Annotated in this window: 6 protein-coding genes and 2 pseudogenes; 4 read left to right on the plus strand and 4 right to left on the minus strand. The window is 64.9% G+C overall.

The genetic code is table 11. The features are described from left to right. Positions 1-146: 146 nt before the first annotated feature. Both AB0F38_RS25955 and AB0F38_RS25960 read right to left on the minus strand, forming a co-directional pair. Complete coding sequence (locus AB0F38_RS25955) at positions 147-296, minus strand: hypothetical protein (protein WP_361897998.1); 150 nt, start codon at positions 294-296, stop codon at positions 147-149. Positions 297-313: 17 nt separating this feature from the next. Further along, complete coding sequence (locus AB0F38_RS25960; protein ID WP_361898311.1) at positions 314-1,219, minus strand: IS5 family transposase; 906 nt, start codon at positions 1,217-1,219, stop codon at positions 314-316. 162 nt (positions 1,220-1,381) lie between these two features. Here AB0F38_RS25960 and AB0F38_RS25965 point away from each other — a divergent pair. Further along, a pseudogene (locus tag AB0F38_RS25965) lies at positions 1,382-1,801 on the plus strand (IS5 family transposase); the annotation flags it as partial. 15 nt (positions 1,802-1,816) lie between these two features. Continuing rightward, positions 1,817-2,347: pseudogene (locus AB0F38_RS25970) on the plus strand (site-specific integrase); the annotation flags it as partial. Positions 2,348-2,465: 118 nt separating this feature from the next. Here AB0F38_RS25970 and AB0F38_RS25975 read toward each other — a convergent pair. Both AB0F38_RS25975 and AB0F38_RS25980 read right to left on the minus strand, forming a co-directional pair. Next, on the minus strand, positions 2,466-2,948 hold the full coding sequence (locus AB0F38_RS25975; RefSeq protein WP_361898001.1) for a hypothetical protein: 483 nt from the start codon (positions 2,946-2,948) through the stop codon (positions 2,466-2,468). A gap of 6 nt (positions 2,949-2,954) precedes the next feature. Continuing rightward, positions 2,955-9,710 (minus strand): polymorphic toxin-type HINT domain-containing protein, encoded by a 6,756-nt coding sequence (locus tag AB0F38_RS25980; RefSeq protein WP_361898004.1) that lies wholly within the window; start codon positions 9,708-9,710, stop codon positions 2,955-2,957. A gap of 523 nt (positions 9,711-10,233) precedes the next feature. On the opposite strand from AB0F38_RS25980, the gene AB0F38_RS25985 reads away from it, so the two are divergent. Both AB0F38_RS25985 and AB0F38_RS25990 read left to right on the plus strand, forming a co-directional pair. Beyond that, positions 10,234-14,505: an FG-GAP-like repeat-containing protein gene (locus AB0F38_RS25985; protein WP_361898007.1), complete on the plus strand. Its 4,272-nt coding sequence runs from the start codon at positions 10,234-10,236 to the stop codon at positions 14,503-14,505. 274 nt (positions 14,506-14,779) lie between these two features. Further along, positions 14,780-16,291, plus strand: a complete 1,512-nt coding sequence (locus tag AB0F38_RS25990) for a N,N-dimethylformamidase beta subunit family domain-containing protein (RefSeq protein WP_361898010.1) — start codon at positions 14,780-14,782, stop codon at positions 16,289-16,291. Positions 16,292-16,848: the final 557 nt, after the last annotated feature.

The following is a 16,848-nucleotide window of genomic DNA, read 5'->3' on the forward strand; positions in this document are numbered from 1 at the left end:
CCGACGCCGACGCCGACGCCGACGCCGACGCCGACGGGGACGGGGACGGGGACGCCGACTGGGAAGGGGAAGGGCGGGAGGGTGCGGGGGTCGGTGGTGCCGGTCAGGGGTGAAGGCGTTGAGGTGTCGGGGCTGTCGCCGGACTATCAGCGGATCGTCGGGGTCCTGGCCGCCTCTCCGGTGGCGTTGACCTGCGGGGAGATCGCTTCGGCGCTCGGCCTGGAGCGTGTGCCGGCGAAGGTCGAGGGGGTGCGGTCGAAGGCGGTTCGGATGGCGGAGCGGGGCTGGCTGGTCAAGGAACCGTCGGGGCGGTTCACGCTCGTGCCGGGGCTGCGAGGCGGCGGGTCATGAGCATGGTCATCGACCACAGGATCATCGCCTCGGATGTGTCGGGCCGCCGTTCGTAGTCGCGGGCCAGGCGGCGTGAGCGCATCAGCCAGCCGAACGTCCGCTCCACCACCCACCTGCGGGGCAGCACCACGAAGCCGGACGTGTCGTCGCTGCGTTTGATCACGGTGACGACGAGATACAGGACGGCCAGGGCCCAGGTGATCAGGGTTCCGGTGTAGCCTCCGTCGGCCCATAGTCTGGTGATCGTGGGGAACCGCTCACGCAGGGCGGGCAGCATGTCGGTGGCCGCCTGGCGGTCGGTGACATCGCCCGCGGTCACGTTGATCATCAGCAGCAGGCCGACCGTGTCGCAGATCAGATGCCGGCGCCTGCCGTTGATCTTCTTGCCTCCGTCGTAGCCCCGGCTGCCGGCGCCGACGACCGCGTCGGCCTTCACGGACTGCGAGTCGATGACCGCGGCCGTCGGCTCCGCTTCCCGCCCGGCCCGCTCGCGGACCTTCCCGCGCAGCCGGTCGTGGAGCTCGGCGATCAGCCCGGCCTCGCGCCATCGCCGGAAGAAGGCGTAGACCCGGTCCCAGGCGGGGAAGTCCACCGGCATCGCCCGCCATTTGATCCCGTTGTCCAGGACGTAGAAGACAGCATCGAGCATCTGGCGGTGGCAATAGCCCTCCGGACGTCCGCCCCGACCCTCCAGCCACCCCGGCACCGGCAGCAGCGGACGGATCTCCCGCCACTCGGCATCCGTCAGATCCGTGCTGTACACCGGCGCCCGGCCGGGCTGATCAGCCGCGTTCCCGAACCGGTGAGCGAGACAATCGCACGACACGACCGACGAGTTGAGATCCTCGCCCTCGACCGCGTACAACATAGACAACAGGGCCTCCTGGCGTACTCGGCGTCTCGACAACTCCGAACTGCACCAGAGGCCCTGTCCTCATGCACGGACACCACCAGGTTCACCCGCCCCGGCAGCCACTTTCGATCACACCGCACTCAAGATCGATAGGACAACGGCTCCTCTGATGCCCACTGCCGGCCGCTGGCCTTCGTGCTCACCGCTGGACAGGCTGGTGACGCACCCGCCTTCGCTCACGTCATGGCTCGCCTTCGCGTCCCTCGACGGCGAGGACGGCCCCGCACCAGGCCAGATGTGGTCCTGGCCGATAAGGCGTACTCCTCCCGCGCCATCCGCGAGCACCTGCGCAAGCGCGGTATCCGGGCGGTCATTCCCGTTCCGGCCGATCAGCGGGGCCACCGGCTGCGGCGCGGCAGCCGGGGCGGCAGGCCGCCCACCTTCGACCGCGAGGCATACAAGCAGCGCAACACCGTCGAACGCTGCATCAACCGCTTGAAGCAGTGGCGGGGTATCGCCACCCGCTATGAGAAGACCGCGACCATCTACCTGGCCGGACTCCACATCGCAGGCATCTTCCTCTGGTCAGCCCGATGATCCAAACGAAACTGCCTAGACCTCAACGCGGGCACCGCCGCAATCCGCCGAACACTGCAACGCACCACCGCAGGCGGGCTCACCACGCTGCCCACCAAGACCCGTGCCTCCGAGCGCCGCATCGCCCTCCCCACCCGCTGCCTCCACTCGCTGAAGCACCACCACGAGCAGCAACAGCGCGAACGGGAAGCCGCAGGCCCCATGTGGCAGGACAGCGGGCACGTGTTCGCCACCGCGCAGGGCAGAGCGATCGACCCAACCAACCTCACCCGCGCCTTCACCACGCTCCTCCGCCGCATCCGCTTCCACGACCTCCGCCACTCCACCGCCACCCTGCTCCTGGAACAGGGCGTCGAACTCGTCGTCATCAAGGAACTCCTCGGCCACGCCCACATCGGCGTCACCGCCACCGTCTACGCCCACGTCCGGCTCCACCTTCAGCGCGACGCCATCGACACTCTCAGCACCGCCCTTGACGGCCCTGCCAATGACGAGTCGACCCGCGACGGCGGCGACTCGCCGCTGTGCGCAGCCACCGTCCGCTGACGTTGCCGTCAACTACTGCCGTCACCGCATGCAGAAGCCCCGCCAGGGCGCACCTGGCGGGGCCTCATTTTTGCCGACGCTAACGGATCTTCTTCTTACCCGTAAGCCTCAGCTCCTGTCACTCCGCAAAAACCGGATTAAGCCAGACCGACACCAGATTACCGTTGTCGACGCCCAAGACAGTTCCGCTAGCGATTTGGACGAACTTAGCATCGGCGGGATCGTTCAGACGAATGGCGACCCACCCGGAGGAAGGATCGTACGAAACCCGCCACCTGTCTCCAGGAACCTCGAAAGAAACCCCAGGCTCGAAAGAGTGATCCGACGAGATGAATACCCGCCCGGGCTTGAACTGTGGAGCAGTCAACTCGGCCACCACACCCCGCACGTTCGGGAAGTATCCCCAGGCGAACAGGACTTCCTGGGACTCAATATCGACCTCAAGTTGGAGCGTGCCGATCAGCACACTCGCAACCCCTTCCGAGCCGAGCCTCTCGCTCAACGACTCCCCGCTCTGCGCACTGAAGGAGAATCCGTACTCGGACTCGTCGTAGGTGAGGACACCCTCAAGAGGAGATCCGTCTTGGATGGAGAATTTCATTTCGGTCTAGCCTTTTGTGCTCTTGAAGAGGAAGTGGACGATTCTGTTGGAATTTGCGTCGATGTTGAGCTCCCAGATCCCGTTGCTTCCATTCATCGCTCCGGGCGTTCTCCACTCGACAACCCCAGGAGCGCCACGGGAATCCATCCTGGGCGCAGATCCCCCCATGATTTCCCGAAGGAGCATCCCGTTATTGCCGTTCATGTAAGGACGTGCCGCCTTACCGAAGTTCGGGGCATCGACGTCCCGAGTACCAGCAATGTCCCAGGTGTGATTTTCGACGGTCTTGGTCATCGAAATGTTCTCAACATCGATCTTCGAAGCCAGATCCGAGACGTCACAGTTGCTGTTGTGAACGAGTACTGGTGTCTGACCTGCCAGCACATAGTACGTGTGGAAGTCGTCGATTGTGAGGTTGTAGGTGCGGGCGTGCTGTGAGAAGGGTCGGTTCGCTTTGACGGTGACGGTGATGAGGTCGTCGGTCAGAAGCGTGGTGCCAGTGGTGAGTTTGCTGGCGGCGATCCATCGGTTCTGGCTGGGTGACCAGAAGGGGTGTTCGTGGGTGGCGGTCAGCTTTGTTTCGCCGTCGGGGGTGGATATTGTCAGTTCATTGAATTGCTTGTCGTCCTCGGTGACGATGAGTTTGGTGACTCGTCGTTTTGCGGATTTTCCTGTCTCGGGGTCAGTGGTGAGGACTTCGTCCCCGGCGCGTACGTCCTCAATTTCCTTTGTTGTGCCGTCGGCCATGAGTACTTCGGTGCCGGCGAGGAAACACCTGCATCCCGAGGCTTGCGCGCTGGAAGCTTTTCCGGATCGCATAGTCCTGGCCATGCCGGGGAGCCCGCCCATGCCGCCGCCGTCGCTGATGCCATACGTCTCGACTACGCCAGTGAGGTGCGTGTCCCAGAAGTAGTTCCTGAGATCGTCCGAGCATCCGAGGTCATGGCAGACGCCCATTGCTGTGGCGTATGCTTCACGGGCTCGGGTATCTGCCCAGGGGGAGGTGGGGCGATATTCGCTCCAGAATGCTTCCATCCAGCGGGTTACATCGGATTTTCCGCCGAAGTGCGCGAAAACTTTGTTGCTAATGTCATAGAGTGCCGAATTCTCGGCGTTGGTCAATGACATGATGTCGTTATCGGTCAGTGAGTCATCGTATGCGGGGTTGTCGTAATCCCAGCCTCCGCCCTCAGTCTTTGTGAATGTTTCTGTATGGCCGTTGCATTGGCTGCTTGAGCCGCCGCAGGCGCCGTCTGGGCGGGTGCCGGTGGGGTCGGTGAGGGTTACGGGGTTGTTGTTGGCGTAGGTGTAGCCGTGGATCTGCTGGGAGTCAGTCAGGTCCATGAGGGGGTCGACGCTGATGAACAGGCCTGTGCGGGGGTCGTATTCGCGTGCGCCGAGGTGGGTGAGGTCGGTGTCTTGGTCGGTGGTGCCGCCGACGAATGCTTTGTCGCCGATCCAGTTGGTGGGCTGTGTTCCGCGGGGTGCGCCGAAGATGGTGGTTTTGCGGCGGGTGACGGTTTGTGCGGCGTCGTTGGTGATCTGGGTGGTTGTGGTGTTGTGGTGGTCGGTGAGGGTGAAGGTGAGCTTGTTGCCGGTCCGCAGGGCGAGGTTGTCGCCGGCAGGGCTGTAGTAGCGGGTTCCGGTTGCCTTGCCGGACTTGTCGAGGTGGAGTTCGTTTCCTGCGGGGAGGTAGAGGGTGGTGCCGGTGCTGTCCTTACGGGTCAGGCGTTGGCCGTCTGCGTCGTAGAGGTAGCTGGTGGTGTCGGTGACCTTGGTGAGGGCTTTGAGGTGGCCTTCGTCGTCCCATTCCAGGGTCTGGGTGGCGTCGTTGCCGAACTTGCGGCCCTTGGTATTGCCCGCCTCGTCGTAGGTATAGGTCTCGGTGTGCGCGTCAGTTCCTGTCTGGGCGACGGCAGGAAGCTGGTGCGTGCCGGTTGCGGGCGCGGTGTAGGTGCGCAGGGTGTCGGCGGCCGGCCCTGATGCTGTTTTGTGCTGGGTTTCGGTCTTGCGGTTGCCGACGGCGTCGTAGGTGTAGCTGGTCCAGTAGGCGTCCTGACCGCCGACGACGGACGGGGCCGGCGTCTGGGCGCACTGGGTGCCGGTGTTGGTCCAGGCTTCGGTGATGCGCCGCAGGGCGTCGAGGGTGAAGCACTGGGTGTCGGTGGTGCGGGTGGTGTCCTGCCCGTATGCGGTGGCGATGGCCAGGAGGTTGTTGGCGGGGTCGTAGGTGTAGCCGGTGTCTTCGATCCGCTGCGGTGCGGCCTCGCGGTCGGTGTAGCTGTGGGTGAGGTTGCCGGTGTGGTCGTCGAACTCGTTGGTGACGAAGAGCTGCCGGCCGAACTCCCCGTATTGCTGGCGGGTGTTCTGCCCGTAGTGGTCGTAGGTGCTGGACGAGATGAGCGGGTCGTCGCCTGCGTAGACGGAGTCGAGGAGGCCGCTGGTGTTGTACGCGTTGGACACAGATTCGGCGGGCAGGCCGCCGATCTCGGGGTGCTCGGTCTCCATGAGGAGGCCGGTGTTGTCGTCGTAGAAGTTGAACCACTCGTAGGTGCCGGCCAGGGCGCCCTCGCTGTCGGGGATGGTGACGGCGATCCCGACGGGTTGCTCGAGGCTGTTGTACTCGGTGATCTCGTTGACGTAGGCGTTGCCGCCGCTGTAGCGGGTGGCGGAGGAGGGCAGGCCCTTGGCCACGGTGTCGTACGCCCAGGAGGCGAGCGTGGTGCTGCCCTTCTTGAGGGCCGTTTTCCGGCCCAGGGCGTCGTAGTCGGTGTGGAGGGTGATGTCGCGGGCGTCGGTGACGTCGGTGGGTCGGTCGCTGGCGTCGAAGACGGTGGTGGTCTGTCCCTTGTCGGGGTCGGTGGTGGTGGTGGCCCTGCCCCGGGTGTCGTAGGCGTACGTCCACTTGGCGCCGGACGGGTCGGTCACCTGCTTCAGGCGGCCCTGCGGGTTGTAGTCGTAGCTGATGGACTGTGACGTGGTGCGCGCAGCGTCGGTGTACTGCTTGAGTTCGGTGGTCCGTCCCAGAGCGTCGACCAGGGCCGTGGTCGCGGTCCCGCCCGCCGGGGGAATCACGGTGGTGGAGTCACCGGTGTAGGTGGTGGTGGTCCGCTTGGTCTCGTCGCCGAACCGCTTGGCTATGACCGTCGTGGGCCGGCCCGCTCCGTCGAAGACCGTTTCGGTGGAGGAGGGGTACTTGGTTTCCTGGCCGGTCACCAGTACCGGCTCCGCGGCGCCGGTGGCGAAGTACCGGCCGGAGCTGCGTACTGCTTCGCCACGTGTGTTGTAGAAGGTCTCGGAGACGAGGCGGCCGGCCTTGTCGGGGGAGGTCTCCTGCGTTTGGCGTGAGCGGAGCATGCCGTCGTAGAAGGTGTATCCGGTGCGGTACTCGGAGTTGTGGTCGAGAGTCTTGGTGGTGACGACGACGGGACCGTCGTTTCGGACGAGGTAGGTGAAGGCGGAGCTCGGTGCGTTCGGGTAGGTCTGGGCGGAGCGGGTGGGGATCCAGACCTTGGTCAGCCGTCCGAGAGCGTCGTACGCGCTGCTGGTCACCTTGTCGTTGGCGTCGGTGACGGTGAGGGGCTGCCCGCGCAGGGGGTCGAGAACGGTGGTCTCGGTGTGGCCCAGCGGGTTGGTGGCGACGACCTTTGTCGGGGCTTCGCCGGTGGCAGGGCTGTACGTCGTCTTGGTGATCTTGTTGTTGGCGTCGGCGGATGCGAGAGCGCGTCCGTAGATGTCGTAGCAGAGTTCGTTCTGGGCTACGCCGCAGGTGCTGGGGGTGGAGCCAGTGGTGCTGTAGCCGACACCGGAGCCGTTGATCTGCTCGACCTTGGTGATCAGCCCGCGGGTCGGCGCTGCGCCGAAGATACCGCCGTCGTAGTGGGTGCGGACGTCATCGATGACGTCGTCGGGGCGGGTTACCGGCTCGCCGCAGGCCACTGAGACGGTTTCGGCGCGGGAGATGGTCTCCAGTATCCATTTTGCGGTGTTGCGGGCGTAGGTGGTGGTGAGGCACTGCTCGTCGCCGTCCTTGGAGACGTCGCCGAGTGAGCTGGTCCAGTCGACCTTGCCGTACTCGTCGAAGTGGCGCGTGACCTTGGTCGTGCGGCTGCCACCGGTGACCGTTGTACGTGTTTCTTCCGCTTCGGTCCCGGTCAGGTAGGCCTCGAGGTCGGGCAGGCCGCTGCGGGTGCGGACGGCGGTCTTGCTGGAGCGCCACGGGGTGTAGGAGGTGGCGCTGACCAGGGCCCCGCCGTCGCCGTTGTACGTGGCGGTTTCCCGCAGCATGCCGGCGAACTGTTCCCGGTCGGTGACTGTTGCCCCGGTCGAGTCCTTGACGTCGGCGCCGTCGATGCCCCGGAAGTATCGGGACTCGCTCAGCGTCTTCGGGTCGAGGGCTGTGCCTTTGCGGACCTGTACCCGGTAGAACCCGCGGGCGATGGAGTAGGTGCGGTCGTCTGCTTTGGTGAACTCGTCGGTGCTCTTGGCCCAGTCGGCACCACCGAGGTAGGTGTACTCGGTGACGGTGTCTGGGGATTCGGCGAGGTTGTCGCCTTCGGTGACGCGCTGGACGGCGTAGGAGTTGAACCAGTCCAGTTTGGCCGTTTCGCCCTCGTAGGCCCACTTGACCGGGTAGCAGCGGGTGGTGTTCGAGGCATCCGTGGGCGGCAGGCTGCTGGTGGTGCACTCAGGATCGAGGTAGTCGATCCCGATCGTTCCGCCGCTTTCCGTAGTGATCTGGGACATGCGAAGGCGGATGAACGGGGCGAGTCCGTCCCCGAGCTTGTCGACGCGGTTGGGCTTTTGAACGCCGCTGAAGGTGACGGCCGGCAGCTGAACGGAACCGCCGGCCTTGCCGGTGCGGGTGATGGAGTCCAGCCACATGGGTGTGGACACACCGTCACCGGACGGCGGGAAGGCCTGCTTCAGAGCCCAGGTGTCGACGTCCTTGTAGGCGCCGCCGGTGAGGACCTTGGTGGTGATTCCGGTGAGGCGCTTGCGAGACCAGAACGTGGGGGAGTACTGGCTCTTGCACTCGGTGGCCGCGTCCTTGCAGTACTGGTCAAAGGGTACGTCCGGCCAGTTCTTCGCGTTTGCCTCGTCGAACGTGCCGCAGCTGGTGAGGCATCGTTCGGCGACGTCGAACTTGACCTGGCCCATGGCCTTGGCCGTGTAGACGCTGTTGGATCGCAGACCGTAGTCGATGTGGTCGAGGTAGCCGCCCCGGTCGTACGGGGTGACGGTGGCCTTGCCGGTCGTCTCGGAGACGTTGAGACCGTAGTTGTTGGCCTCGGCATTCCAGTAGTAGGCCATCGCGTTGCCGTGGGGGTCGACGACGTAGTCGAGCTGCCACCGCCAGGCCTGCTGGCACCAGGCCGAGGCGAAGGAGGCGTTGTAGCAGGGCTCGTCACTCTGGTTTCCGAAGACCGGGGTCGTCAGAACCGAGTTGGTTACCGGGTCGTCATCAGCCTTGTCGGTAGTTCCTTTGTTGCTCCAGCCGGGGAGCTGGTTCAGGCCGAAGAAGTACTGGGTGCCGTCTGCCGTGGTGATCTTCCAGTGCTCACCCGCGCCGTCCACACCTGCTGTGCCCTTGTCCGGGTTGGACGCACCGGTCAGCTTTTCGACCTTCTCGCCCGAGTCCGTCGCAGGGTGCCAGCCTTTGACACTGTCGTAGACCAGTTCGGTGCTCTTGCCTCCCAGCGACATGGTGGCGTTGTTGTTGAACCAGCACAGGTCTCCGACCTTCGTGGTGTTGGTCCCGCCGTCCTTGTCGTCGTTGCACGGCTTGTAGCGACGCTCGACATAGCCGGGCTCCCAGTTCCAGCCGTCGCCGAGCCAGCTCGGCTGGTTGTTCGCGGCGGCGGTACGGCCGTCCACCGACTGAGAGGTGTAGTCCAGTGAGATGCTGGGCTGAAGGCCTGTCGGCACCGCAGGCACACCGATCGGGTACGACCAGTTGAACGCGCCGGTCGATCCTCCGGCACTCCACGAGCCGGACGACTGCAGCGACGTCGCCTTGTAGTTGCCCGTCGGGCCCGAGTCCTCTGCCGCGGCCGCGAGTACGGTGACAGCAGCGGCGCGTTTCACGCCCGGGGAGGGCGTGGCAGTCCCTGACACGGGCACAGTCGCGGTGAGTGTGCCCGCCTCGGTGTTGTTCGTCGTCGTCAGAGGTGTACTGATCCGGCAAACGGGTTTGTCCGGAGTGGTCAGCACGCACGCAGGCAGCTGCACCAGACGCAGTCGGGCAGCCCAGTCACCGCCATAGGCCCCGCGGAAGGACTTGTAGTCGACCTGGACCTGCGCCTTGCCAGCCTCGGGACCGGCATCCGCGGCGCCGACGGTAAGCAGGATGCCCTCCACGCCCGCCTTACGCGCCGCGTTCCTGTCCAGGACGTTGACCTTGACCTTGGCGGAGTACGGCGCCGCTTTCGGTGTCTTGGACGGTGCGGGACGAAGGGCGACCGGGAGAGAGCCGGCGCGCTCGGGGGCGGTGCCGGAAGCCCCAGCCTTCAGGTCGACCGTGGCACTGCCTGGGGCTGGCCAAGTGACCTTCGGTGTCTTCCACTTCGGAGCACGGTCGCCACGGGACTTCGTCCCCCCGGCGGTCATCTCCTTCACTGATACAGCCGGCGGCTGCTTCAGCTTCGGAAGGTTCGCCCCCTTGGCTTCTGCCGCTGCTGCTACGGCAGTTGCCGGCAGCAGTCCGACGACCACCGCGAGAGCCAAGGCCCCCGTCCACCCACGCGTGCCGATCCGGCTCACGCCCCCACCCCTCGCCCAACCGCCCGAGAAAATATCGGCCGAACAGTAACAGGAATCGCCGGAAACAGGAATGCGGAGTTGCTTGCGTGGCTAGTGAATGCGCCTGGGTGTACCAGATGGCCGATAAAGGCCCATGGAGGACTCGTGACCCCGAGGTGATGGTGGAAATGCCTGGTCAGGGTGGGTTCTTCTGTAGATCCGATGCGATCCCTAGTGCCCGTCTTCACCCTGTATTCACACTTCTATTGGTAATTGTGTTTCTGCCCGATCGGGATGCTTGACGAAAAGGAGCGGTGCCCGCCTATAGAGTCTGGGCGAAATCTGGATGCTAGAAAAAGGGGAGTGGGTCGTGTCCACATCACGATGGGGTGGGGCTTCGCCAGGGGGGTGGAGGTCCCGCTTGCTGTGTGTTCTCGCCGCTGGCGGGATCCTGATATCCGGGATGCCTCCTGGCGCGGCGGAGGCTGCGGACCGCGTCGCTCAGGCGGCCGCGGCGGCGTCTGACCCCGGGGCCGACGGGTCTGTGAGCGAAGAGGACAAGGCGCTTCAGGATGCGCAATCCTCAGGCCAGCCGGTGGAGTTGATATCCGCTCGCACGGAGGCGAGTGACACCTGGGCCCTGCCCGACGGTTCGTTCTCCGTGAAGCGGCACGGGACGGCCGTTCGGCTGTGGCGGAACGGCGCGTGGGTAGCAGCCGACCCGACACTTCAGTTCGCGGCAGACGGATCCGTCGTACCCAAGGCATCGTCCGTGGCCGTGAAGTTCTCCGGAGGAGGAGCCGGCCCGATGCTGTCGGGCGTCAAGGACGGCCGCACGCTGTCACTCACCTGGCCGACGGCCCTGCCGAAGCCGACGCTGAACTCCAATGTCGCCACCTACACCGAGATACTCCCCGGAGTCGATCTGCAACTGAAGGCCGACGTCGAAGGCTTCTCCCAGCTCCTGGTCGTCAAGACGGCTGCGGCAGCCAAGAACCCCGACCTGGCCGAACTGCAGTTCGCGATGGACACCGTCGGCCTGAACGTGGCCGAGGACGCGGACACCGGCACCTTGGTCGCCACCGACCCCGCCGGCCAGACCGTGTTCACGAGTCCCGCGCCTCTCATGTGGGACTCCAGCACACTGGCCGGGCAGCTGCCGGCTTCCGCTGAGCAACGGCTCGCAGCAGCCGCAGCCGAATTCGCTCCAGGTGACGCTTTCGAGCCAGGCGCCGGCGCCGAAGACGCACAGATGGACACCACAGTCACCGGCGACACCCTGACCATCACCCCGGACCAGGCTCTGCTGACCGGTGATGAGACCGCGTACCCCGTGTACATCGATCCGAGCTGGGCCTGGGGCGAGTGGCAGCACTGGACGCGCGTCTACAAGGCGCACCCCACCCTTTCGTACTGGGACGCCAAGGGGGATGTGCGGGTCGGCTACGAGGAGGAGACAGGCGGATCGGACCGCATCTCGCGCTCCTTCTTTCAGCTCGACACCAGCGACGTGACTGGCGCTCAGATCAAGAGCGCCACCTTCCGCATCCGCAACACCTGGTCCTGGTCCTGCACGGCGCAGCCCGTCAAGCTGTTCCAGGTCGGCGACATCTCCAAGAAGACCACCTGGGTCAATCAGCCAGGCCAGATCGGCTCAGCCCTGGACGTCGTCAACGACGCCAAGGGCTGGGGCCCCGACTGCCCGGCAGGCAATCTCGAGTTCAACGCCACCAGCGCGGTACGTACAGCCGCTGCAGGAAACGACGCCAGCGTCACCCTCGGCCTGTACGCAGGCGACGAAGGAGAGACCCTCGGCTGGAAGCGGTTCGACCCCAAGACCGCCACTCTGGAAATCAAGTACAACAAGCCCCCCAAGACCCCCAGTGGCCTGGGTACCAACCCTCGAACCAGTTGCACCGCCGGCGGCCTCATCGGCAACGCCACCGTCAGCCTGCACGCCAAGATCGACGACCCCGACGGCGGGAACCTCTCCGCACAATTTCAGGCATTCAAGACGGGCACGACCGCACCGGTCGTCGACACCACGATCCCCGCAATCAAGGGGCACGTCGCCACAGTCGTACTGCCCTCTCCCAGCACACCCACCGGCGACTACACCTGGAAGGTGCGCGCCAAGGACTCCGATGGCGCCTACTCCGGATGGAGCACCACCTGCAAATTCAGCCTGGACCGCGTCCGTCCGAGCAAGCCGCCCGTCATCGCCTCGCAAGGCAACATCTACCCCAACGGTGACGCGGGGTGGCCCACACAGACCGGACCCGCCCGATCCGAGGGAACGTTCACGTTCGCAGCCAACGGGGTAGCGGACGTCACCACCTACCACTGGTGGACCGACAGCGACCCTGAAGTCCACGAAACACCCGCGAGCGCGGCAACCGGCCTGGTCGTACCCCCGTCCTACGGCCCCCACATGGTCTACGCGTACAGCGTTGACGCGGCAGGCAACCGATCCGACACCGCCACCTACCTCTACTACGCCACACGCGCTCAGCAGCGCGACAAGCCCGGCGACCTCAACGGCGACGGCTTCAAGGACATCTGGAATACCGACACCAACGGCACACTGCTCACCTACGCGGGCCGCGGCAGCCGAAAGTTCTCCGCAGCGACCAACGGGGGCGGCGCCTTTCCCGCCCAGCAGGTCACCTTCAACGGGGACTGGGGCCAGGATGGATACAACGACCTCATCGCTCTCGAGTACAACGAAAACGACAGCAAGAACAAGCTCCGCCTCTACCCCAACAACGGACAGGGTGTCATCGACCGGGAAAACTACACCCAATTGACCGTGTCATGCCCTGTACCCCGCACATCCGGCCGGTGCAAGGGAGAGGAGGGATGGGCCGGCGACGACCACTGGTACAACGCGGAGCAGATAGCCACCGACGCAGACCTCAACAAAGACTCCTACGCTGACGTCCTCGTCAAGCAAGGCCGCTACCTATGGGTCTACTACGGCAACCGCTCCAGCCAACTCGACAAGGTGCGCCCACACCCGATCCTCGTGGGTGAATCCGACTGGGACAAATTCACCCTCATCGCTCCTGGCGACCTCAACGGCGACGGTCTCCCTGACCTGCTCCTACGAGCGAATGCCACCGGTGACCTCTATCGTTCCTACGGCAAGGCCGACGCCAACGGGGCTCTCGATGCTGCCACCTGGGGCGCCGCATCCAGCCGTGTGAAGATCGCCACCGGAACCATGCCCCAAAGCCTCTACCCCACCATCGGCTCCTCCGGAGACCTCGACGGAGACGGCAACGGCGACGGCAACGCAGACGGCGACGGCATACCCGACATCTGGGCACGCAAGAAGGACAACACCCTCGTCGGCTGGCCAGGAATCAAAACCGGCACCAACTACACCGGCCTCGGCTCCCAGTTTCCCATCGACGGCGTGAACGGCGGACGCCAGATCCCGCCCGGCACCACCCTCACCAGCGGCCAGTCCGTCACTTCCAACGCCGCCAAACTCCTCATGCAGGCCGACGGAAACCTCGTCATCACCTCCAACGCAGGCAAAGTCCTATGGTCCACCGGAACCGCCGGCAACAGCGGAGCCACCGCCCGCGTCCTCACCAACGGCAGCCTTGCCGTCTACTCCGCCGACGGCAGCACCGTCCTGTGGAGCCCCGAAGCGCCGGGTCTCACCGGAGAGGGCTACGCCCTCCTCCAGGACCGCGGAAACCTCGTCATCCACAATGCCAAGAACCAGACTCTGTGGAGCACCGGAACCGCGCAGCGACACGACTACAACGGTGACGGTCGCAGTGACATGGCCGACTGGTACGACCACGCCGACGCGTCGGACACCATTCACACCTTCCTGACGAACTCCGACGGCACGTTCAAGAACCCGCTCACCGGGTGGAACGTCGCCACAGGCTGGACAGCCAGCCGAATGAAGCGCACCACTGGCGACTACAACGGAGACGGCATCGGAGATGTGGTGACCGTCTACGGCTACGACGACGGCCAAGTCGCCCTGTGGACCTGGCTGGGAACGACAACCGGCAAGTTCGCAGCACCGCTACTCTCCTGGAAGGTCGCAGCCGGCAACTGGAACTTCCAGCGCATGACCGTCAGCAGCGGTGACTTCAACGGCGACGGACGGGACGACGTCGCAGCCTGGTACGACTACGCCGACGGCAGTGACACCCTCTGGACCTTCACCTCGAACGTGCAGGGCGGCTTCAACGCCCCATTCCCCTCGATGACCCGCCCCGCAGGAGGCTGGTCCAGATCAAAGGACAAACCAGTCACCGGTGACTTCAACGGTGACGGACGGGACGACTTGGCCGTCTTCCACGGCTACACCGACGGCAGCAACAAGATCTGGACGTTCCTCGCCACACCCACGGGCGGCTTCAGTGACCCCGTGGGCTCCTGGACCAGTACAACCTGGGGCGCCTGGGACCAGACAACGGTCCATGCAGGAGACTTCGACGGAAATGGCAGGGACGACATCGCCCTCTGGTACGACTACACCGACGGACACGACAGCATCTACGTCCTGCCAAGCAGCGCCACCGGCACCTTCAGCTCCATAGCCGAAGCGTGGACGACGCCGCCGGACAGCATGTGGCGCAATCACATGTCGATCGTCATCGGCGACTACGACGGTGACGGCCTCGACGACTTCGGTGCGCTCTACGGCTACGACGATGGCAGCATCAAAGCGTGGACGTGGCCCGCGATCGCCGGCCGCAAGTTCGCCAAGCCGGTGAGCAGCTGGGGCGTAACCTCCGGCTACAGCTACCCACGCTCCTACGTGGTCGAGCGCTACGGAAGCTGACTGAACGGGGCGGGGTGGGGGCCTCGGTGGAGAACCCCACCCCATCCGCCAGCCAGGCATGTCTACTTCACGGCTCGGTGGCGAGCGGGCCACGCGCCCAGCGTGTGGCCCATAACACACCGCGCTTTCTATTCGGCATGGGTAGTACATGCATACGATGAACGACTGTTGACAGGAAGCGCACAGAAGGCTGCGTGCCTCACCGGTCACACCTTGAATCGACGCGAGAGGCGTGAGGCCTGGCGTCCAGGCCTCGGAGCATTTTGTGTCAAAGGTGTCTCGTCGTACCGCACTGGGAGCCATCAGTCTCGGCGCAGTCGGCTTCGTTGGTTATCGACTGCGCGAAGAGGCCGAGCCGCTGCCCGTGCGCCCGACGGCACGCACCGGCAACAATCCCGTCGTCCGGGAAAACGAGGCTATCGGTTCGGACCGGTGGCCGTTGGGACGTGACGGCCTCCAAGGCGTGACCGATGATCTTGCGCAGATCCAGGGCTACGCATCGGCGACCTCGGCCAGCCATGGCGAATCCATCGACTTTCACATTGCATCCCATGTGGTGCAGAAATGCACCATATCGGTCTACCGTATCGGGCACTACGGAGCTGTCGGCGCCAGACATCTCCTGAACAGCGAACCGGTGAAAGTCAAGCCGCAGAAGAAGCCCGAAGCGCAGCCGGAGACCGGCCTTATCTCCTGCGACTGGCCGGTTTCCTGGACGCTGGAGATACCGAAGACCTGGGTGTCGGGAATATTCCTGGCTGTTTTCACCTCACAGGACGGCCACCGCAGCTACACGCCCTTCGTCGTCCGCGACACCGACCGCCGCTCCGACATCCTGATGATCGTCCCCTTCACCACGTACCAGGCGTACAACATGTGGCCGCTCGACGGTCGCACAGGGAAAAACCTGTACAAGGGGTACACCGCCGACGGTGAGATAGGCGGCAACCCGGAACGCGCCTTCAAGGTCTCCTTCGACCGGCCGTACATGCAGCTCGGCCTGCCCCGCTGGTTCGATATGGACATGAGCGCCGCACGGTGGGCGGAGAGCTCCGGATACGACATCACCTACGCGACCAGCGTCGATCTGCACGAAGGGCGCATCGACCCCTCGCAGTACACCGCGATCGTCTTCTCCGGACACGACGAATACTGGTCCAAGCAGATGCGCGACTGCGCCGAGGACGCGGTGGACGCCGGAACCCACCTGGCATTCCTCGCCTCGAACAACATCTACTTCCACATACGCCTCGAGGCAGCCGCCGAAGGCCGACCCTCCCGCGTCGTGACCTGCTACAAGGAAGCACCCGACCCGGAACCTGGCGAAGCCGGCCCGACCGTGCGATGGCGCCACCTGGGCAAGAAGCACCACAAGGCCGAACAGCGACTGATGGGCGTCCAGTACAACGGCATCCTCGCAAAACCCGCCCCCCTCGTGGTCAGTGAGAGCAAGCACTGGTTCTGGTCCGGAACGGGCCTGCGGGACGGAGATGAAATACCGGACCTGATCGCCGTCGAAGCAGACGGCTTCAACCCCTCGATGCCGCAGCCCGCCGACACCAAGCAGACCCTGCTTGCCGCATCCCCCTACGTCGACAGCCGCAACCGGGGGCGCGCCATGCAGAACACCAGTCTCTGCGAGAACCGTCAGGGGACCCTCGTTTTCGTCGCCGGGACCTTCCACTGGCCGCTTGCTCTCAACGATTCGGACCACCGCAACCCATACGTCCGGCAAGCCACCGGCAATCTCCTGAATCGCATGCTCGAACCCCGTGGCGAGAGCTGACGACGTCCGCCGAGAGCGGAGAGAGGCGCGACACTTCCACTGGTCCGACAACTGGTCTTCAGATTGCCTCACTTCGAAGCCCGCGACCGACCAACATCTCCAGAACATCGCCGCCGAAGCCCTCCAGGAGACGTACTTCCGCGACGGCGGCCGATGGGGCAGGCGGACTCCTCGTGGAGTTTCACCGACGTCGAGCACATCGAATTCGACCTGTAGGGGCCGAGCTTCTTGCATCCACAGGGGAGCCTGATGTGACTGAGCGCGGCTCAGGAGCCTCGTGCGTTGCGGGGGACGCCAGACCGTCACCCGATCAGTGGCCACTCTGAAAGAGCCCAGTGAGCTGCGAGATGTGCTGCTGAGACCGTGGCGTGGAAGGGCCCCCTCAACCCAGGCCCGCCCACTTGCGGCCCTCGTGCCAAGCCGCGCACGCGACGGGATTGCCGCCTCGAGAACACATGTGGATGCTTGCCAGGGTGGCGCGTCACCTGGGAGCAGGATCCTTTCCTGCCCGGCGGCGCCTGCCAGACCCGGTCATGCCGCACAATGAGGGCTCGGTC

This window comes from Streptomyces sp. NPDC025273 (assembly GCF_040638585.1).
Taxonomy (GTDB): Bacteria; Actinomycetota; Actinomycetes; order Streptomycetales; family Streptomycetaceae; genus Streptomyces; species Streptomyces cinereorectus.

Coding starts and splice junctions, on each gene's coding strand:
- AB0F38_RS25960 (WP_361898311.1), bottom strand. CDS start 1,219: ATGTTGTACGCGGTCGAGGGCGAGGATCTCAACTCGTCGGTCGTGTCG.
- AB0F38_RS25975 (WP_361898001.1), bottom strand. CDS start 2,948: ATGAAATTCTCCATCCAAGACGGATCTCCTCTTGAGGGTGTCCTCACC.